The sequence below is a fragment of the Flagellimonas zhangzhouensis genome (assembly GCF_900102925.1).
Taxonomy (GTDB): Bacteria; Bacteroidota; Bacteroidia; order Flavobacteriales; family Flavobacteriaceae; genus Flagellimonas; species Flagellimonas zhangzhouensis.
On sequence record NZ_FNKI01000002.1, the window covers coordinates 871,947 to 891,064 of the forward strand.

At 40.2% G+C, this 19,118-nt stretch carries 18 protein-coding genes; 11 read left to right on the forward strand and 7 right to left on the reverse strand.

The window, feature by feature from the left end:
• Nucleotides 1-91: 91 nt before the first annotated feature.
• The 4 genes from nadC to priA are packed head-to-tail and all read left to right on the forward strand — an operon-like array spanning nt 92 to nt 4,814.
• Entirely contained in the window at nt 92-949 is an 858-nt protein-coding gene (gene nadC, locus BLQ18_RS10790; RefSeq protein WP_090295364.1) for a carboxylating nicotinate-nucleotide diphosphorylase, read from the forward strand.
• Complete coding sequence (locus tag BLQ18_RS10795) at nt 950-1,930, forward strand: YihY/virulence factor BrkB family protein (RefSeq protein ID WP_090295369.1); 981 nt, start codon at nt 950-952, stop codon at nt 1,928-1,930.
• Nucleotides 1,905-2,354 carry a DUF2147 domain-containing protein gene (locus BLQ18_RS10800; RefSeq protein WP_090295373.1) on the forward strand — a complete coding sequence of 150 codons (450 nt, stop codon included), beginning with the start codon at nt 1,905-1,907 and terminating at the stop codon, nt 2,352-2,354. Before BLQ18_RS10795 ends, BLQ18_RS10800 begins: the two co-directional genes overlap by 26 nt.
• A gap of 3 nt (nt 2,355-2,357) precedes the next feature.
• Nucleotides 2,358-4,814: a replication restart helicase PriA gene (gene priA / locus BLQ18_RS10805; protein WP_090295377.1), complete on the forward strand. Its 2,457-nt coding sequence runs from the start codon at nt 2,358-2,360 to the stop codon at nt 4,812-4,814.
• 7 nt (nt 4,815-4,821) lie between these two features.
• Here priA and BLQ18_RS10810 read toward each other — a convergent pair whose 3' ends face one another.
• Nucleotides 4,822-5,514 carry a LytR/AlgR family response regulator transcription factor gene (locus tag BLQ18_RS10810; RefSeq protein WP_090295380.1) on the reverse strand — a complete coding sequence of 231 codons (693 nt, stop codon included), beginning with the start codon at nt 5,512-5,514 and terminating at the stop codon, nt 4,822-4,824.
• A gap of 236 nt (nt 5,515-5,750) precedes the next feature.
• Between BLQ18_RS10810 and rpsF the strand changes: the two genes are divergently transcribed.
• The 5 genes from rpsF to hisS all read left to right on the forward strand — a co-directional run bounded on the left by rpsF (nt 5,751) and on the right by hisS (nt 9,084).
• Nucleotides 5,751-6,089, forward strand: a complete 339-nt coding sequence (gene rpsF, locus BLQ18_RS10815; RefSeq protein ID WP_090295384.1) for a 30S ribosomal protein S6 — start codon at nt 5,751-5,753, stop codon at nt 6,087-6,089.
• A 4-nt stretch (nt 6,090-6,093) separates the two neighbouring features.
• The gene (gene rpsR, locus BLQ18_RS10820; protein WP_055392375.1) at nt 6,094-6,390 is read left to right on the forward strand and encodes a 30S ribosomal protein S18; all 297 of its coding nucleotides are present in this window, start codon (nt 6,094-6,096) and stop codon (nt 6,388-6,390) included.
• Between the two features lie 13 nt (nt 6,391-6,403).
• Nucleotides 6,404-6,856, forward strand: a complete 453-nt coding sequence (gene rplI / locus BLQ18_RS10825) for a 50S ribosomal protein L9 (protein WP_090295388.1) — start codon at nt 6,404-6,406, stop codon at nt 6,854-6,856.
• Nucleotides 6,857-6,958: 102 nt separating this feature from the next.
• Nucleotides 6,959-7,429: a DUF6495 family protein gene (locus BLQ18_RS10830; protein ID WP_090295392.1), complete on the forward strand. Its 471-nt coding sequence runs from the start codon at nt 6,959-6,961 to the stop codon at nt 7,427-7,429.
• 266 nt (nt 7,430-7,695) lie between these two features.
• Complete coding sequence (gene hisS, locus BLQ18_RS10835; protein WP_090295396.1) at nt 7,696-9,084, forward strand: histidine--tRNA ligase; 1,389 nt, start codon at nt 7,696-7,698, stop codon at nt 9,082-9,084.
• Here hisS and BLQ18_RS10840 read toward each other — a convergent pair.
• Both BLQ18_RS10840 and BLQ18_RS10845 read right to left on the reverse strand, forming a co-directional pair.
• Nucleotides 9,068-9,616, reverse strand: coding sequence for an NUDIX hydrolase (locus tag BLQ18_RS10840; RefSeq protein ID WP_090295401.1), 549 nt, complete (start codon nt 9,614-9,616; stop codon nt 9,068-9,070). The genes hisS and BLQ18_RS10840 overlap by 17 nt on opposite strands.
• Nucleotides 9,617-9,699: 83 nt before the next feature.
• Nucleotides 9,700-10,788 (reverse strand): M42 family metallopeptidase, encoded by a 1,089-nt coding sequence (locus tag BLQ18_RS10845; protein ID WP_090295405.1) that lies wholly within the window; start codon nt 10,786-10,788, stop codon nt 9,700-9,702.
• 102 nt (nt 10,789-10,890) lie between these two features.
• On the opposite strand from BLQ18_RS10845, the gene BLQ18_RS10850 reads away from it, so the two are divergent.
• On the forward strand, nt 10,891-11,595 hold the full coding sequence (locus tag BLQ18_RS10850; protein ID WP_090295409.1) for a DUF4294 domain-containing protein: 705 nt from the start codon (nt 10,891-10,893) through the stop codon (nt 11,593-11,595).
• On the opposite strand, the gene BLQ18_RS10855 is transcribed toward BLQ18_RS10850, so the two are convergent.
• Nucleotides 11,592-11,828 (reverse strand): DUF6095 family protein, encoded by a 237-nt coding sequence (locus BLQ18_RS10855; protein ID WP_090295412.1) that lies wholly within the window; start codon nt 11,826-11,828, stop codon nt 11,592-11,594. The genes BLQ18_RS10850 and BLQ18_RS10855 overlap by 4 nt on opposite strands.
• 56 nt (nt 11,829-11,884) lie before the next feature.
• Between BLQ18_RS10855 and BLQ18_RS10860 the strand changes: the two genes are divergently transcribed.
• A complete protein-coding gene (locus BLQ18_RS10860) occupies nt 11,885-13,204 on the forward strand; it encodes a GntP family permease (RefSeq protein ID WP_090295417.1) in 1,320 nt (439 codons plus the stop codon).
• A 2-nt stretch (nt 13,205-13,206) separates the two neighbouring features.
• Here the strand turns inward: BLQ18_RS10860 and BLQ18_RS10865 are convergent, their stop codons facing one another.
• From BLQ18_RS10865 to BLQ18_RS10875, 3 genes are all read right to left on the reverse strand, one after another.
• Nucleotides 13,207-14,100: a DUF4249 family protein gene (locus BLQ18_RS10865; RefSeq protein ID WP_090295420.1), complete on the reverse strand. Its 894-nt coding sequence runs from the start codon at nt 14,098-14,100 to the stop codon at nt 13,207-13,209.
• Between the two features lie 4 nt (nt 14,101-14,104).
• Entirely contained in the window at nt 14,105-16,480 is a 2,376-nt protein-coding gene (locus BLQ18_RS10870; protein ID WP_090295423.1) for a TonB-dependent receptor, read from the reverse strand.
• 133 nt (nt 16,481-16,613) lie between these two features.
• Nucleotides 16,614-18,827, reverse strand: a complete 2,214-nt coding sequence (locus BLQ18_RS10875) for an NADP-dependent isocitrate dehydrogenase (protein ID WP_090295427.1) — start codon at nt 18,825-18,827, stop codon at nt 16,614-16,616.
• Nucleotides 18,828-19,118 lie beyond the last annotated feature (291 nt).

A 19,118-nucleotide genomic window follows, 5' to 3' on the forward strand; every position in this document is an offset into this window, starting at 1 on the left:
TCAAAAATAATTGATTCCACTCAAAAATTAAGCATGCCCAAGGTATGGACAAGGAACAATGTTTTCTTATTTTCGTTAAAAGCCCTAGGGAATGATATCTGAAGAACAATTTCAAAATGAACTTAATTTAATCATTGCCAACGCCGTACGCGAAGATGTTGGTGATGGCGATCATAGTTCCTTAGCCTGTATTCCTGAATCGGCAAAGGGGAAGGCTAAACTATTGGTAAAAGACGAAGGCATAATTGCAGGAGTGGATTTTGCTAAAATGGTTTTCGATTATGTCGATCCCAAATTAAAGGTAGAAGTCCTAATAGAAGATGGTGATAAAGTAAAATACGGCGATGTGGTCTTTTATGTGGAGGGAAGCTCTCAAAGTATATTAAAAGCGGAACGTTTAGTGCTCAATGCCATGCAGCGTATGAGTGCCATTGCGACCAAAACCAATGATTTTGTTTCCATTTTGGATGGTACGGACACGAAAATTTTGGATACTCGAAAAACTACGCCAGGGATTAGAGCCTTGGAAAAATGGGCAGTGAAAATTGGAGGAGGAGAGAACCATAGGTTTGCTCTTTATGATATGATTATGCTAAAGGACAATCATATTGATTTTGCAGGAGGTATCTCCAAAGCCATTCAAAAAACAAAAGATTATTTAGCGGAACAGGGTAAAGATCTAAAAATTATTGTCGAGGCAAGGGACTTGAAAGAAGTCGATGAAATTTTAAAAGCAGGAGGCGTCTACCGTATTCTACTCGATAATTTTGATTACGATGAAACTCGCGAAGCCGTCCAAAAAATAGGAGACCAATGCCTCACCGAATCTTCAGGCGGAATCACCGAAGATACCATTCGAAAATATGCCGAATGTGGTGTGAACTATATTTCCTCAGGTGCATTAACCCATTCCGTTTATAATATGGACCTAAGTTTAAAAGCCGTGTAAATGTCTGCAGCCATAGAAGAGCAGTTGGAAAAAATACCCGTCGTCAATTGGATTGTACGGTTGTTAAAAAACATAAAGCTAAAAGCTTTTGAAGGACTCTCTTTCTATGATCTGATTGAAATGTATGTTGTGGGCGTGGTTGAAGGGGCGCTGTCCACACGAGCGAGTTCCATTGCCTTTAGCTTGTTTATGGCGCTTTTTCCGCTCATTATTTTTATGGTGACTTTGATTCCCTTCATCATACCCTACGTGAGTGTTGGGAATGAAAACTTTGACGCCCAATTTTTAGACTTTTTGGAATCCTTTTTACCATCCGCAACCAGTGATTATTTCGGTGATATTTACCAACAGATTAAAGATCAAAAGCAAGGCGGATTGTTGTCCTCCGCTTTTATATTGTCCATTTTTTTAGTGGCCAATGGAGTGAATGCCATTTTTGGAGGGTTTGAATATTCTTATCATGTACAGTTGACCCGAAACTTTTTTAGACAGTACGCTTATGCCTTAATGGTGGGATTGATTCTTTCCATTTTATTGATTATTGGAGCGGTTGCTTTTGTGTATTTCGAGTTCTATATTGTGGAGTACACCAGTGAATACTTAGGCAAAACTTTGGGTTACGATGTGGAGAAAGGCGATGCAGTGGGCATTCAAATAGCCAAAGTGCTATTCTTTTTGTTTTTATCTTACTTAACTACTGCCACACTGTATTATTTTGGAACGGCAGAGGGTAGAAAAGCCCGATTTTTCTCTGCAGGGGCTTTAATGACAACGCTTTTGTTTTTACTCACTTCATATTTGTTTGGTGTGTATGTAGATAAGTTTGCTCGCTACAACGAATTGTACGGTGCATTGGGGGGCTTGTTAATATTAATGGTATTTATTTGGCTCAATTCAAATATTTTGTTACTTGGGTTTGAATTAAATGCCACATTAAACTCCTTAAAAAAACGACATGAAAAGAAGCAAAATGAGGAATAATTGGATCTATTTGATATGCTTTTTGTTGTGTCAGATAACCTGGTCGCAATCCGTTTTTGGTAAGTGGAAAACTATTGATGACCGAAACGGGGTGAACAAGGCCATCATTGAAATCTACGAGGAAGATGGCTTAATGCATGCGAAGGTTGTTGAGATTTTGGAAGAGGGAAAAAAAGGAGCACTGTGCACCAAATGTGAAGGGGAACAAAAGGATAAACCCATCCTTGGAATGAAAATTATGCAAGATTTTGAGGAGCAAAAGGATGGTATCTATAAAGGTGATAGTCTGTTTGATCCAGAACAGGCCATGACATTTAGGGGAAAGGTCTGGTTGGATGAAGACAATGAAAATCAATTGAAAGTTAGAGGGTATTTGGCATTTTTGCATAGAACTCAAACATGGCATAGGGTAGTAGAGAAATAGTGTATGGAATATTTTTTGGATGTAGTCCTGCCCATTCCGTTAGAAAAACTTTTCACCTATAAAATCACTTCAGATGAAGCGGATTTTATTCAGGCAGGTATGCGTGTGGCCGTACCGTTTGGTAAATCCAAAATCTATACAGGATTGGCTTATCGCATTCACGAAGAGGCTCCGCAAGCCTATGAAGCCAAGGAAATCTTTCAAATTCTGGATGAACAACCTGTCGTAACTGCCATTCAACTAAAACATTGGCATTGGTTGGCCGATTATTATATGTGCACTTTGGGCGAGGTCATCCGAAGTGCCCTGCCCACTGCTTTTTTATTGGAGAGTGAAACCTTGGTTTTGCCCAACAAAAATGCGGAAGTGGACGAAATGGAACTAAAAGATGATGAGTTTTTGGTGTACGAAGCACTGCAACATCAATCCGCATTAAAAATATCTGAAGTGTGCGATATTGTGGATAGGAAAAATGTTTTGAAGCTTATCAATACATTGGTATACAAAGGGGTGATATTGCAAAAAGAAGAACTTTATGAGCAGTACAAGCCCAAAATGGTTCGTTATGTAAAACTTTCCGATCAATATGAAGATGAGGCCCAATTGGCCGATTTATTGAATGAACTTACCCGAGCACCAAAACAAAGTCAAGTGGTTTTGTCCTTATTTCAGTTAAAGGCAAAAAACTCTAAACCCATTCCAATTTCTGATTTGGAAAAGGAGAGTGGGAGTTCCAAAGCGGTGATCAAAGCTTTGATTGATAAAAATGTGCTGGAAGAATACCACATTAGAAAAGATAGAGTGGAATTTGAGGGGGATTCAGAAGATGCCAAAACCATCAACTTGAATGAACATCAGGCTAAGGCACTTGAAGATATTAATCAAGGATTTGAAGAAGATAAACCTGTATTGCTGCACGGGGTTACTTCTGCTGGAAAAACAGAAGTATATGTAAAACTGATTCAAAAGTGTTTGGAAGAGGGAAGACAAGCATTGTATCTCTTGCCTGAAATAGCCCTTACCTCACAATTAATTAATCGATTGCAGCATTATTTTGGGGAGCAAGTTTCGGTTTACCATTCCAAATATAGTATTCATGAAAGGGTGGAGGTTTGGAACAATGTATTGAAAAATGAAGGAAAGGCTCAAATTGTAATCGGTGCCCGTTCTTCCTTGTTTTTACCATTTTCCAATTTAGGGTTGGTGGTGGTCGATGAGGAACATGAGAATTCCTTTAAACAGTTTGACCCAGCTCCACGTTATCATGCACGCGATGCTGCGGTAGTGTTGGCCGCATTGCACAAGGCCAATATTATTTTGGGCTCTGCAACCCCAAGTATAGAAAGCATGTATAATGCTAGAACAGATAAGTACGGCTATGCTACTATTAAATATAGATATGGTGATGTGTTGATGCCCGAGATTAATCTGGTCGATATTAAGGAAGCCACCCGAAAAAAGAAGATGAAAGGGCATTTTTCGGAAACATTGATCAAAGCCATCACCGAAGCATTGGAGGAGGGTGAACAAATTATTCTTTTTCAAAATAGGAGGGGATTTGCACCTGTAGTGGAGTGCACCACTTGTGGACACGTGGCCCAATGTCCTAATTGTGATGTGAGCCTCACCTTTCATCAACATAGAAACCAATTGCGTTGCCATTATTGTGGCTATCACATGGCGCTACAACAAGCGTGTTTGGCCTGTGGAAGCAATACATTGGATAAAAAAGGATTTGGAACGGAGCAGATTCAGGAAGAATTGGGGCAATTGTTTCCTGAAATTAAGGTGGGTCGCATGGATTTGGATACCACTCGCGGCAAATATGCCTATGAAAAAATCATTTCAGCCTTTGAAAATCAAGAAATGGATATTTTGGTTGGCACCCAAATGGTAACCAAGGGTCTCGATTTTAGAAATGTGAGTTTGGTGGGCATTATGAATGCTGATTCCATGTTGAATTTTCCAGATTATAGAGCCCATGAACGCAGTTTTCAGATGTTGACCCAGGTGGCGGGTAGGGCAGGGCGTACCCAGAAAAGAGGCAAGGTGCTTATTCAATCCTACAATCCGTACCACCAAATATTGCAGCAAGTCACCACCAATAATTACGATAAAATGTTTGAGGAGCAGTTTTACGAAAGGGAGCAGTTTAAATACCCACCTTTGGTGCGACTCATCAAAATTACGTTAAAGGATAAGGATTACAATAAATTGAACGAAGCTTCCGATTGGTTGGCAGGCTCGTTGCGAAATGTATTGGGAAATCAAATTTTGGGGCCAGAATATCCCCCCGTGGCGCGTATCCGAAGGGATTATTTAAAGAACATCCTGATAAAACTCCCTAGAAAACAGCCGTTGGCGCAAACAAAAAATAGCATTAAAAGAATTGAAAAATCCTTTAATGCTATTTCCAAGTATAAAAGTGTAAGACTGGTCTACAATGTGGACCACATATAAAATGTAATTATACGTTTGCCAGCGCTTCGGCCAACTCAGTCTTTTTGTTTCTACTCAAAGGAATCTGTCTGCCCCCTACTTCAACATTTTTACTGTTGAATTTCTCAATCTTCTCCAGATTCACAATATAAGATTTATGGATTCGTAGAAATTTTTCGGCAGGCAATTGCTTTTCGAAAGATTTCATGGTGGATAGGATTACGATATTGGCTTCGTCTGTCACCAATTTAATGTAATCGCCCAATGCCTCGATCCATTTGATGTCGTTAAGGATCACCTTACGTTTTTTAAGGTTGCTCTTCACAAAAATATGTTCTTCGTCTTCATCAACACGGTTCATTTGCTCGTATTTGGAAACAGCTCTTTTTACAGAGGCTTCAAAACGGGCCAAAGTGATTGGTTTGTGAAGATAATCGGTTACGTCGTAGTCAAAAGCTTTAAGTGCATAGTCAGGTTTTCCTGTGATCAAAATAACCTGTGGTGGGTTCTCTAGGGCCTCTAAAAGGTCAAAACCACTAATGATCGGCATTTCAACATCTAAAAAGATAAGGTCGATTTCGTGGTTTTTCAGGCCATTCTTTGCTTCAATGGCATTGCTGTACTCTGCAACCAAAGCTAGGTGTGGATGATTGTTGACCAATTTCGCAACAGCCATGCGCTGCATGGAAGAATCGTCTACAATTATACTTTTTAATTTCATAGAATGGGGTGATTTGTAGGGTTTTAAATCATCGGCAAATTACATAAAAAACCCGTTTAAGAGCAACAAAAGATGTAAACATGGTCTATTTTGTTGTGTAAATTGCCGTATGTGTTATTTAGGTTAATGGGTTATTAATTGTTGATAACTATCAGAATTTAAACGAAGTTTTTTTGGTTTTCTTGCAGGGTGAAAGAAATATTACTAATTTTGCACTCCTTTAAAAATAATATATAATGAACCATTACGAAACTGTTTTCATTTTGAATCCCGTTCTGTCTGAGACTCAGATAGAGGAAACAGTCAAGAAGTTTGAGGATTTCTTGATTAAGAATGGTGCCAAAATGGTCTCCAAAGAAAACTGGGGACTTAAAAAATTGGCCTATCCCATTCAGCACAAGAAAAGTGGATTTTACCACTTGTTCGAATTTACAGCTCCAGGTGAGGTAATCGAGCCTTACGAAACTGAGTTTAGAAGAGATGAGCGCATTATGCGTTTTCTAACCGTTAGACTGGACAAGCACGCAATTGCTTGGGCAGAGAAGAGAAGAAACAAACTAAAAGCAAACGCATAAGGGTATGGCATCCATAGAGCAACAAGCAAAATCTAAAAAAGACGGGGAAATCAGATATTTGACCCCGTTGAACATTGAGACCAATAAACAAAAGAAGTATTGTCGTTTCAAAAAGTCTGGTATCAAGTATATCGATTACAAAGACCCAGATTTCTTGATGAAGTTGGTAAACGAGCAAGGAAAATTACTTCCTCGTAGACTTACAGGTACTTCTTTGAAATACCAAAGAAAAGTGGCACAGGCCGTTAAACGTGCCCGTCACCTAGCGTTAATGCCATACGTTGGCGATATGTTGAAATAAAAAATACCGAAGCATGGAACTTATTCTAAAAGAAGATGTACAGGATTTGGGATTTAAAGATGATATCGTTTCCGTAAAGAACGGCTACGGTAGAAACTTTTTGATTCCTCAAGGTTTGGCCTCATTGGCTACTCCATCTGCCAAAAAAGTTTTGGCCGAAAACCTGAAACAAAGAGCTCATAAAGAGAAGAAAATAATCGACGAGGCAACTAAAATTGCCGAAGCACTTAAACAATTGGAAATCCGTATTGCTGCTAAAGCAGGAGCAGGAGATAAATTGTTTGGATCTGTGACCAATATTGATTTGGCCGCTGCTTTGGACAAAGAAGGTCACCAAATCGAAAGAAAATTCATCAGCATTAAAGGTGGAGCTATCAAAAGGGTTGGTCCTTACGAAGCAATCATCAGACTACACAGAGAGGTAATCGTTGAATTCCCATTCGAAGTAGTTGCTGAAGCAAATTAAGATACTTTAATAAGTATTTGGATATTAAGGAGGGCTATGCGTGCATAGCTCTCTTTTTGTTTTACAAAATCAGGATTTAAGCAAGTCTATTAATTTTATATCATGAAGTACAAAAGACTTTCTAAAGAACAATTGGAAGAACTGCACCCAGAGTTCATCAACTTTTTAGCGACCCAATCCATTACGGCAGAGGAATGGAAAACCTTAAAGGAGGAAAAACCCGAGGTGGCCGAAGAAGAAATCGATGTGTTTAGTGATTTGATTTGGGAAGGTGTGTTGAACAAAGTGGAATACTTGGAAAACATATCCGAGCGTCACATGCACCTGTTTCATTTAACGGATAAAGAGATGAAACTCTTCTCTGTAAAAGTGATGAATCCTGAAATCGATTTACGAACCCAAGAAGGTTTTGGCTGGTTCAAACGTAACTTCCAATCGGATTTTGTGGAATACCTAACTGCTTCCAAGGCGTATGGCGAGGATAAGAATTTGGATAAGTTCGAAATCATAAAACAAGGAGCGGTGATAACCAAAGGCGATTTGTATCAGTGGTTTGAGCAGATTATGGAGTAATTAAGTTCAAGGTTCAAGTACAAGCGCAATACTTATGTCATTCTGAAAGAGCAAAGCGATTGAAGAATCTAATCTTCGATTATTTGTATGGATACTTCACTTCATTCAGTATGACAATCATAAATTTTTGTCATTTCGACAGAGCGAAATATGAGCGACGAGAAATCTCAAGCAGCATTAGATTTCTCACATTCGTTCGAAATGACGGAAACCTAACTTCATACAATTAGCAAACCCCTTATATTTGCACGAGAATTTTACACTACATGGCACAAAAACCATCCATACCTAAAGGAACACGAGATTTTTCACCTGCAGAGGTGGCCAAGCGCAACTATATCATCCAAACCATAAAAAAGCATTTTGAAACCTTTGGTTTCATGCCGATTGAAACTCCGTCTTTTGAAAATTCAGAGACCTTAATGGGTAAATATGGTGATGAGGGCGACCGTTTGATTTTTAAAATCTTGAATTCTGGTGATTTTATCTCCAAGGTGGATGATGTGACCTATAGTTCCAAGAATTCAGCTTCGCTTACGCCTAAGATTTCAGAAAAGGCATTGCGCTACGATCTTACCGTGCCTTTTGCACGTTATGTGGTAATGCACCAAAACGAAATTGATTTCCCATTCAAAAGATATCAGATTCAGCCTGTTTGGCGTGCCGACCGTCCCCAAAAAGGACGTTTTCGTGAGTTTTACCAATGTGATGCCGATGTGGTTGGTGCCAATGGTCTGTTGCAAGAAGTGGAGTTTGTGCAGTTGTATGATGCTGTTTTCACTGATTTAGGATTGAAAGGAACCACCATTAAAATCAACAACCGCAAAATACTTTCTGGAATTGCGGAAGTTATAGGAGCCAAGCATTTGTTGGTCGATTTTACCGTGGCGTTGGACAAGTTGGACAAAATAGGCGAGGAGAAGGTAAAGACAGAGATGCTGGAAAAGGGAATTTCGGAAGCAGCCATTACCAAGGCTCAACCTTTGTTCGAAATGACTGGTACTGCAGCAGAACAATTGGAAAAACTAAAATCCATTTTGGCTGAATCCGAAGCAGGAATGCATGGGGTTGCGGAATTGGAAGAAATAATCACAACTGTAGATGTTCTTGGGTTGCAATCTGCCAAATTACAATTGGATGTGACCTTGGCCCGTGGATTAAATTATTATACAGGTGCCATTTTTGAAGTGGCTGCTCCAGAGGGGGTACAAATGGGTTCCATCGGTGGTGGTGGTCGTTACGATGATCTAACTGGTATTTTTGGCCTTAAAGATGTGAGTGGCGTAGGTATTTCTTTTGGACTGGACCGTATTTATTTGGTTTTGGAAGAATTGAACCTGTTTCCAGATAGTTTGGATATTGCATTGGATGTGCTATGCCTGAACTTTGGCAAACAAGAAGGTTTGGCTTCGTTAAAACTGGTTTCAGCGCTTAGAAAGGCTGGGTTACGTGCCGATTTGTATCCAACGGATGCCAAAATGAACAAACAATTCAAATATGCAGATAAAAGAGGGGTTCCTTATACCATTCTGTTGGGCGAACAAGAATTGACCAATGGCAATTTTGTGGTAAAAAACATGAAAACAGGAAACCAGCAAGCCTATTCTTTGGATGATGCAGCTTCTTTTGCCGAAAGCATCAAATCCGCTTTTTAATCTCTTTTACTATCGTTTTGTAGTAGGTAGGGCCGTGGGGCACGTATTTGGCCGAATTGGCCAATCCCCAAGTTTCTTCTGCAAACTTAAATAGGGGGATTATATCCAAATCTTCCACTTCACTTTCTTGTTTAGTTAGGTTTTGAACTGAGGTATTCAACTTGCACAAAAAAATATGGTGCAGTTCGGCATCAATAAAATTATCTGCTATTTTGTGAATCGCCTTAAAAGTGCCGATGGGTTCTAGATCATCTTTGTTTACGGAATAACCGACTTCTTCGGCCACTTCGCGGACTGCTGCGGTTTTTACATCTTCGCCCGCTCCAATATGTCCAGCTACAGAAACATCCCAAAGCAACGGGTGCGTGTCCTTGTGCCTTCCTCGTTGTTGGATCAGAACCCGACCATCAGGAGTGTAGAGCCAAACATGAATGGTGGGGTGGAGCAATCCCTTTTGGTGTGCCTTCGATTTTAAACAAGTTTTTCCTGTTCGATTCCCTTGCTCATCCAATATGTCCACTAGTTCATCCATAGTTTTCTAAAGATAAAAAAAAGTCACCCCAAAGAAATTTCAAGGTGACTTAAATTTATTTTAAAATGGATAGACGAGTCTAGTTAATCAAAATAACTAAATGTTTCTCCGTCTTTAATGTTCAATAAGGTCTGATAAATCAAACGAATCACGTTTTCCACATCATCTTTATGAACCGTTTCCACCGTGGTGTGCATATAGCGTAAAGGCAATGAAATTAATGCAGACGCCACACCTCCGTTGCTATAAGCAAATGCATCGGTATCCGTTCCCGTGTAGCGAGATGAAGCATTACGTTGGAATGGAATTTCATTCGCTTCCGCAGTTTCAAGGATGCGCTCACGCAATTTGTTCTGTACGGCAGGAGCATAGGAAATCACAGGACCAGCACCGATTTTGGTTTCGCCCTCGGTCTTTTTGTTGATCATTGGGGTTGTGGTATCATGGCACACATCGGTAACAATGGCAACGTTCGGCTTAATGGTCTGAGTGATCATTTCCGCACCTCTAAGTCCAATTTCTTCCTGAACTGAGTTGGTGACATATAATCCAAAAGGAAGCTCTTTTTTGTTCTCTTTCAACAAACGGGCCACTTCAGCAATCATAAAACCACCCATTCTGTTGTCCAAAGCACGACAAACAAACTTGTCCTTGTTCAAAATATGGAATTGATCCGGGTAGGTGATCACACATCCTACGTGAACGCCCATTTTCTCGACTTCTTCTTTGTCCTTGGCACCAATATCAATAAAAATATTGTCCAATTTTGGAGATTCCTCTTTGGCTTTGTCTCTAGTGTGAATCGCTGGCCATCCAAAAACACCTTTCACAATGCCATTTTTCGTATGGATATCCACCCATTTGGAAGGTGCAATTTGATGGTCACTACCTCCGTTTCTGATAACATAAAGTAATCCATCATCGGTCACATAGTTGACATACCATGAAATTTCATCGGAATGCCCCTCGATAACCACTTTGTATTTGGCTTCTGGATTGATAACGGCCACAGCAGTGCCGTAGGTGTCCGTGATAAATTCGTCTACATAAGGTTTTATATAGTCCATCCAAATTTTCTGACCTTCCCATTCATATCCCGTAGGAGATGGATTGTTTAGGTATTTTTCTAAAAACTCAAGGGACTTTTCGTTAATGATTTTATCTTTTGCCATGTGTATTATTTAATAAGCAAACTTAAGAATATTCACTTTTATTTAATAACCAAATCATACCATTATATTTACATTTGGCAAGACTTTTGAACAAAAACTAACATGTTTCGGAAAGGTGTTTTTATCGCTTCCCTTTTAATTTTCACACTTGGTTATGCACAGGTGAAGGAAAACGATTCGCTGTTTGTGCCAAAGGACTCGGTGGAGGAGTATTATGTTCGGTTTGAAGGGGATTCCGTTTTGTTGAGTTCCATTGAACTTGAAGAAGTCTTCATTTTTGGTAAGTTGGAGTTTGCAGATAAGAATGAAAGACTGCGTTATTTGATCTTGCGCAGAAAAACCCAAAAAGTTTATCCATATGCGAAGTTGGCTGCGGAACGATTGGTGGAGTTAAACGATAGTCTACAACACATTACAAAGCGTCGACATCAAAAAAAATATACTAAAAAGGTCCAGAAATATATTGAGGGTGAATTTTCCGAAGAACTTAAAAAGCTCACCCGAACAGAGGGTCAGATTTTGGTGAAATTGATTCATAGACAAACGGGAACTACGGCTTTTGATTTGGTAAAGGAATTGCGTAGCGGATGGCGGGCCTTTTGGTACAATACCACCGCAAGCATGTTCAAAATTAGTTTGAAAGAGGAATTTCTTCCCGAAACGGTTCACGAAGATTATTTGATTGAAGATATTCTGCAACGTGCCTTTGCTGCCAATAAATTAGCGCGTCAAAAATCTGTGTTGGACTACGATTATGCCCAATTGTCCAATAAATGGAAGAGCAATCCACCTCCGAAAGAGGACTAATTCTCGTTTTTCTTTCCAAATAGGGCCTCCATAACAATCCCGACGGACCTGAAGCCTAAATAAATGGCCGATATGGCGCAGATAATACCTAGAATCAAAACTGGCCAGTAAAAAGGGTGTCCCTCATTTTTAAATGCTTGGTAGATTAAAAAAGGACCCATGAACATGGCCAAAACTGTAAATCCGAACGATTTTATGCCTTTTACCAGAAGATCTTTGTCTGTTCGTCTCATAGGACCAAAGTAGGAATATTAGCTTATATTTAGGGGATAAAGCACAAAAATTAACCATGGAACTACTCATATTGGCAGCGGTAGTCGCATTTATCGTTATTGCTACCGTAAAATTTAAAATGCACCCCATTTTTTCGTTGACCATTGCTGCCGTAGCCTCTGGTTTTTTGTTGGGATTGTCTCCCCAAGAAATCATGGCCACTATTGGAGATGGATTTGGCAAAACCTTATCTGGAATAGGTTTGGTGATTGCTTTTGGTACGGTAATCGGTATTTATTTGGAAAAAACGGGAAGTACTCAGGTGCTGGCCAATAGCATTTTAAAAGTAATCGGATTAAAGCGTTCCCCTTTGGCCATAAACTTGGCTGGATTTGTTATTTCTATTCCTGTGTATTGTGATTCGGGATACATTATTCTTTCATCGTTAAATAAGGCAATTAGTAAAAAAACAGGAATTCCTGCTTTGGTTTTTGCCATTGCATTGGCCACAGGATTGTATTCGGCACATGTGTTTGTGCCGCCTACCCCTGGGCCTTTAGCCGCAGCAGCGATTTTGGATGCCGACTTGGGTTTGGTTTTAATCTTGGGTCTATCAGTAGCCATTCCAGTTTCGATTGCAGGATATGTTTGGGCGCGTTTTATTGGAAAGTCTTTGAAGGAAAATGAAACCAAAGAAGCAGCAGTGGAAAAGGAGGAAGTAGTATCTAAAGTGAAGCCTTTAAATGCATTTCTGCCTTTATTGGTGCCTATTGTGCTTATTGCATTGAAATCACTCGTTAATTATCCTACTCACCCTTTGGGTGAGGGCTGGGTGTTCAAAACCTTAGACTTTTTAGGTAGCCCTATTATTGCTTTGTTGATGGGGGTTTTCTTTGCATTTTCATTGGGTAAGGGCTTTACTTCGGAAGAAAAGCAAGGTTGGGTAGCTGAAGCATTCAAACAAGCTGGTGCCATTGTTTTGATAACAGGCGCAGGCGGTGCTTTTGGTGCCATATTGCGCACCATGGATGTGGCTTCCATCATCAATTTGGAATCGAGCACAGGATTGGGAGGTCTGTTGATTGCTTTTGTGATTTCAGCAGTTTTGAAAACAGCTCAAGGTTCATCAACTGTAGCCATTATTACCACATCAGCCATTATTGCACCCCTTTTGGAAACTTTTGGTTTGGTGTCCATAACAGATAAAGCTTTGGCCGTATTGGCCATTGGAGCTGGAGCAATGACCGTTTCCCATATTAATGACAGTTATTTTTGGGTGGTTTCCCAGTTTTCCAACATCAATGTAAAAACAGCTTTACGTGGGCATACCCTCGGAACTTTATTTCAAGGGATAGTTGGGATTTTGGTTATAACTATTTTGTATGTAATCCTTTAGGATTATTCAATAAGCAAGTTGCTTGAGTAAACTTGGACCACACCAAAATACCCCAATGCATAACCATTAGTTTCGGTATCAGGTTCTAAAACTTCAACATTACCTATATCTGTAATATCAAAAACATTGCCCTTTACCGTGGCGACAGGTGTTTGAAATGGCCCACCATTGCCACCAGTTTGTTGTAGGATCAAGCTCATGAAATCATAATATTCTTTGGTGGCCCCCATGATACTTACGGTAATTTCTTGTCCTGCCTCCAATTGGTCATCGTAGAAGTACGAAAATTGAAATTGCTGACCTTTAAAGAAAGTGTCCTCTACCACTTGATATTCACTGTTCATAAAGTCAAAAACAAAATAATTATCCTCATTGGGAGCATCTGTAAAGGTTACAATCACTTCTGTTTCATCATCCCCGAATAAATTACTGTCTCCTTGCTCCAAATTATCAACGGGAACCGTTGGCGCATATTGGGTCTGGGCATAATACTGTTTACCATTGTGGGTCAGTTGTAGAATAAAGGTCACTTCAGGTTCCGCAGCACTGGTGGGAATCCGTTGGTCTGTTCCAAAATTGGCATCGGGAACATAAATGCCTGTTCCAGGTGTTTCTTCAACCAATTGTGAAGTGGAAACCGTTTCGAATGTGTTGTTTTCGTTCAGGGTTCCGTAATAGATGACGGCATTCTCCACTTGGGTAGGCTGATTTTCTTCAAAGAAATTGCTGGTTTCTCGCAGGGTCAAACGGACGTCGATAAATTCTTGATCTTTATCAACCCTTAAAAGGCCATCAACTACCAATCGAGTTTCAACTTCGGGTAAATCCACTTCAATAACGTCCTCGCATGATACTAGGAACAAAAACATCAGAAAGTATATCAATTCTTTTTGCATCACACTAAAATTTAAAGTTGTAGGTTACGGATGGGATAATACCGAAAATGGAAGTCCGAATCGCCTCGTTTCTTCCCGTGTCTTCATTTTCCCTAAAATTGATCGAAGCTGCATTTTTTCGTCCATACACGTTGTAAATGCTAAACACCCACTCGGACTGCACTTTCTTTCGTTTGTTCCGTAGGGGCGTAAGTACTGCTGAAATATCCATTCGGTGATAAGCAGGCAGACGTTCTTTGTTGCGCAACCCGTAATAGGGAACTTGTAAGCCCTCATACTCAAATTGACCTATGGGATAATTGGTCGGTTGTCCTGTTTGGTAGATGAAATTTGCATTGAATTTCCATTTTTCGTTTACATCGAAGCTACCATTAATAGCAAGGTCGTGGGTTTTGTCATATGGGGTGTTGTACCACTCACCAAAGTTGATGCCTGTTTCCTGTTCGGTTCTGCCAGGGGTACGCTGTTCGGATTTTGAAAGGGTGTAAGACAACCAACCTTTAAACCGTCCGCTATTCTTTCGTAACAAAAACTCCAACCCATAGGCTCGTGCCTGTCCGTTTAAAATAACCTGCTCAATGGCATTGTTGGCAATCAGATTGGCCCCGTCGATATAATCTATCCTATTTTGTAGGTCCTTATAAAATGCTTCTGTCTCAAAGTTGTAATCCCCCTGATTAATGTTTCTAAAATAGCCAACAGCATATTGATCTTGTAGTTGTGGCTTTACAAAGGGGCCGCTTGGCGTCCAAACATCTAAAGGAGTAGGGGAGTTGGTGTTGGAAAGCAAGTGGAGGTATTGTGATATTCTAGTATAGCTGGCCTTGATGGAATTGTTTTCGTTAAAGGTGTACGACATACTGATTCTAGGCTCAAAATTAAAATACGCCTCCATGGATCCGCCACGTCCTGGATTTATGGTATCAATAGGTGTTCCTTCTCGATATACTTGGGCGGATGGGTCAAAATCCACTGGGCTATCATTTTGGTACACATAAAACTCATCTTGTCCCATGCGGTTAAAATGACTCAACCTTAACCCATATTCCATGCTGAGGTTGCTGGTGATTTCATGTTCGATGTCAACATACACCGCATTCTCATTCGCATATTTTTTTGTGAGCTGCTCCTCAACAATACCTGAATCAGGACTATTGGGAATAATCTTCCCTGGATTGAAAACGTAGTAGATGCTATTCAGCCCGTAATTTAGTTGGAGTTTGTTGTTCAGGTAGTGTTTCAGGTCATACTTTACATTAAAGTTTTGAATGCCTGAATCCCATTCAAATCCCACAAAATCAAGCTCTAAACCGTAAAAGTAATCTGAGTAAATAAGGGAAAGGTTGGAGAACAATCTATCGGAAAACAAGTGGTTCCATCTAAAATTGCCTACGGCATTTCCGTACACATTTACAAACGCATCGCTGATATTGAACAGGTCACGTCCAAAATATCCAGATAGGTAAATGTTGTTGTTTTCGTTGATTTTATGGTTGATCTTGGTGTTCAGGTCGTAGAAGTAGGCCTTGTTTTCTTCACCAGCCAATGCTAAGAACAAATGGGCATAAGAGGCTCGACCTCCAATTAAAAAGGCAGTTTTGTCTTTTTGAATGGGCCCCTCAATCAGAAGTCTGCTGGCTACGGCACCAATCCCCCCATTGACTTTAATTTCCTTGCTGTTCCCTTCTTTTTGAAAAATTTCCAGTACAGAAGACACCCTACCTCCATATCGGGAGGGAATTCCACCTTTAAATAATTTCACATCCTTAATGGCATCTGGATTAAAAACGGAAAAGAAACCAAAAAGGTGGGAGGAGTTGAACACCGTAGCTTCATCCAAAAGAATCAAGTTTTGATCCGCGGCACCTCCACGAACATTGAATCCCGATGAAGCTTCTCCACCGTTGCTCACTCCAGGTAACAGGGTCAAGGATTTGATAACATCCGCTTCTCCCAACACCACTGGAATCTCTTTGATGGTTTGAGCGCCCAAGGTATTTACGCTCATTTGGGGTTTTCGGATATCCAATCGCTCTACGTCATCTACCAAAACCACTTCTTCGAGCTCTTGGGTTTTTTCGGTCAGCTGATAATCTTTTTTAAGGTTGCCTTGCAAGTCAATGGTTTCCACAATTTCTTGAAAACCGAGATAACTCACCACGATTTGATATTGCCCTTTGGGCAAGGTGATGGAGTAAAATCCATATTCGTTGGTAATGGCGCCTGTTTTGAGTTCAGGAATTACAATGGATACTCCAATTAAGGTTTCGTTACTAGCTTCTTCGGAAATGGTACCGCTCAGCGTGAACTTTTCTTGGGCTTGGAGCATAAAAAAATGCCCAATACAGGCAAGGAATACAACAAGGTATTTATGAGACATTTGATTGATGTGTTTATTCTCAGTTCAAAAATAACAGGATGAAAGTTTATATGGGTTGAAATAAGGTTAAAAAAAGTGGGACTTGATAAAATCGAGTCCCACTGTTTCTATAATTACTTTGTAATCTTAATTCTTATATGGCATCAAGAATCGCATTCAATGTTGCACTTGGGCGCATGGCTTTAGATGCCATTTCTGGATTAGGTAGGTAATAACCTCCGATATCCACAGGTGAATCTTGAGCATCGATCAATTCTTGAGCGATTTTCTCCTCATTGGAAGACATGGCTTCATATACTTTACCGAATACAGCTTTCAATTCTGCATCTTCGTCTTGCTTGGCCAATTGCTCGGCCCAGTAAAGCGATAGGTAGAAGTGACTTCCTCTGGTATCCAATTCGTTTACTTTTCTTGATGGGGATTTATCCTTGTTCAAGAACTCTTCCGTGGCTTTATCCAAGGCCTCAGCCAAAACTTGTGCCTTTTTGTTGTTGTTCTTTTCACTGAAGAACTCCAAAGAAACGGCAAGGGCCAAGAATTCACCTAAAGAATCCCAACGCAAGTGACCTTCTTCCAAAAATTGCTCTACGTGTTTTGGAGCAGAACCACCAGCACCTGTTTCAAATAGACCACCACCATTCATCAAAGGAACAATGGAAAGCATTTTCGCACTGGTTCCCACTTCCAAAATAGGGAATAGGTCGGTCAAGTAATCACGCAACACATTTCCAGAAACAGAAATAGTGTCTTTACCTTCTTTCATACGCTTCAAGGTGTACTTGGTCGCTTCAATAGGGGATAGGATTTGAATATCCAATCCAGAAGTATCGTGGTCTTTTAAGTAAACGTTTACTTTCTTAATCAATTCGGCATCGTGTCCTCTTTCGGCATCCAACCAGAAAACGGCTGGATCACCAGTTGCTCTAGCACGGGAAACGGCCAATTTTACCCAATCCTGAACGGGAGCATCTTTAACCTGGCACATTCTCCAGATATCTCCTTCTTCCACGCTGTGCTCAATCAAAGTATCGCCAGCAGCATTCACCACTTTTACGGTTCCTGCAGATTCGATTTCGAAAGTTTTATCGTGAGAACCGTATTCTTCGGCTTTTTGGGCCATCAAACCAACATTGGGAACAGTTCCCATGGTTGTTGGGTCGAAAGCACCATTTTCTTTACAAAAATCAATGGTGGCTTGGTACACACCAGAGTAGCTGCTATCTGGAATAATGGCTTTGGTATCTTGCAATTCACCATTCTTGTCCCACATTTTACCAGAATTTCTGATCATGGCAGGCATAGATGCATCAATGATCACATCACTCGGTACATGTAGGTTAGTAATCCCTTTATCAGAATTTACCATGGCCAAATCTGGTCCGTTGTCGATGCTAGCTTTGATGGCTGCTTCGATTTCTTTGTGTTCTGCTTCTGGAAGCTCACCGATTTTGTCCAAAAGAGTTTCCAAACCATTATTTGGGTTGATTCCTAATTTTTGGAAGGTATCTCCGTAGTTTTTGAACAATTCGGAGAAATATACCTCCAAGGCATGACCGAAGATAATTGGGTCGGAAACCTTCATCATGGTCGCTTTAAAGTGCAAGGAAAGTAACAATCCTTTTTCTCTGGCATCAGCAATTTCCTTGGTCAAGAATTCCACCAATGCTTTTTTGCTCATTACAGTAGCATCGATGATCTCTCCTTTTTGCAAGGCAAGTCCATCTTTTAAAATGGTGGTGCCACCGTTGCTTTCCAACACAATTTTTACGGTATCTACGTCAGAAAGGGTAATAGATTTTTCGTTGGATTTAAAATCACCGTGTGACATGGTGGCCACGTGGGTTTTGGAATCCGAAGACCAAGCACCCATGGAGTGTGGGTGGGCTTTGGCGTAATTTTTCACTGCTTTTGGAGCTCTACGGTCAGAGTTTCCCTCACGCAATACTGGGTTTACAGCACTTCCTTTTACTTTGTCGTATTTGGCCTTGATGGTTTTTTCTTCATCAGTTTTAGGCTCATCTGGGTAATCGGGTAGGTTGTATCCCTTTTGTTGTAATTCTTTTATGGCTTCTTTCAACTGCGGAATGGAAGCACTGATATTGGGCAATTTGATAATGTTTGCCTCTGGAGTTTTGGCAAGTTCACCCAAAATGGATAGGTCGTCAGAAACTTTTTGGTCGTCGGTCAACAATTCAGGAAAAATTGCTGCAATTCTACCAGCCAATGAAATGTCTTTGGTCTCTACTTCGATATTGGCGGTTTCGGTAAACGATTTAACAATGGGTAAGAAAGATAATGTTGCTAAGGCGGGAGCCTCATCTGTTTTGGTATAATAAAGTTTAGCCATTTAAATGTATTTGTTTGAGCGGTTGCAAATATACGATTTATGGACGGTGAAGAACGAATGGAAGTGACTAAAAGTAATGCTTTTGGGAGGGAATTTGTTAAAAAACAAAAGCCATATCTATGTTTGCACTTAGATATGGCTTTCAGAATAGAATCAAGTTTTCTTTGTATTGCTACAAAACCAAACAATCATTGATTGTTCTCGATTCCTTTCGACGTTTACTTTGCATATTGATTTTAATCTCTCAACTAAACTGCATTTTACAAAGCTATCCCAGTGAATTCCTAAATT

Coding starts and splice junctions, on each gene's coding strand:
- rpsF (WP_090295384.1), top strand. CDS start 5,751: ATGAACCATTACGAAACTGTTTTCATTTTGAATCCCGTTCTGTCTGAG.
- BLQ18_RS10870 (WP_090295423.1), bottom strand. CDS start 16,480: ATGTCTCATAAATACCTTGTTGTATTCCTTGCCTGTATTGGGCATTTT.
- BLQ18_RS10810 (WP_090295380.1), bottom strand. CDS start 5,514: ATGAAATTAAAAAGTATAATTGTAGACGATTCTTCCATGCAGCGCATG.
- nadC (WP_090295364.1), top strand. CDS start 92: ATGATATCTGAAGAACAATTTCAAAATGAACTTAATTTAATCATTGCC.
- BLQ18_RS10840 (WP_090295401.1), bottom strand. CDS start 9,616: ATGGATGAACTAGTGGACATATTGGATGAGCAAGGGAATCGAACAGGA.
- BLQ18_RS10845 (WP_090295405.1), bottom strand. CDS start 10,788: ATGGCAAAAGATAAAATCATTAACGAAAAGTCCCTTGAGTTTTTAGAA.
- BLQ18_RS10850 (WP_090295409.1), top strand. CDS start 10,891: ATGTTTCGGAAAGGTGTTTTTATCGCTTCCCTTTTAATTTTCACACTT.
- BLQ18_RS10875 (WP_090295427.1), bottom strand. CDS start 18,827: ATGGCTAAACTTTATTATACCAAAACAGATGAGGCTCCCGCCTTAGCA.
- BLQ18_RS10830 (WP_090295392.1), top strand. CDS start 6,959: ATGAAGTACAAAAGACTTTCTAAAGAACAATTGGAAGAACTGCACCCA.
- BLQ18_RS10795 (WP_090295369.1), top strand. CDS start 950: ATGTCTGCAGCCATAGAAGAGCAGTTGGAAAAAATACCCGTCGTCAAT.
- priA (WP_090295377.1), top strand. CDS start 2,358: ATGGAATATTTTTTGGATGTAGTCCTGCCCATTCCGTTAGAAAAACTT.
- BLQ18_RS10800 (WP_090295373.1), top strand. CDS start 1,905: ATGAAAAGAAGCAAAATGAGGAATAATTGGATCTATTTGATATGCTTT.
- rplI (WP_090295388.1), top strand. CDS start 6,404: ATGGAACTTATTCTAAAAGAAGATGTACAGGATTTGGGATTTAAAGAT.
- BLQ18_RS10865 (WP_090295420.1), bottom strand. CDS start 14,100: ATGCAAAAAGAATTGATATACTTTCTGATGTTTTTGTTCCTAGTATCA.
- BLQ18_RS10855 (WP_090295412.1), bottom strand. CDS start 11,828: ATGAGACGAACAGACAAAGATCTTCTGGTAAAAGGCATAAAATCGTTC.
- BLQ18_RS10860 (WP_090295417.1), top strand. CDS start 11,885: ATGGAACTACTCATATTGGCAGCGGTAGTCGCATTTATCGTTATTGCT.
- rpsR (WP_055392375.1), top strand. CDS start 6,094: ATGGCATCCATAGAGCAACAAGCAAAATCTAAAAAAGACGGGGAAATC.
- hisS (WP_090295396.1), top strand. CDS start 7,696: ATGGCACAAAAACCATCCATACCTAAAGGAACACGAGATTTTTCACCT.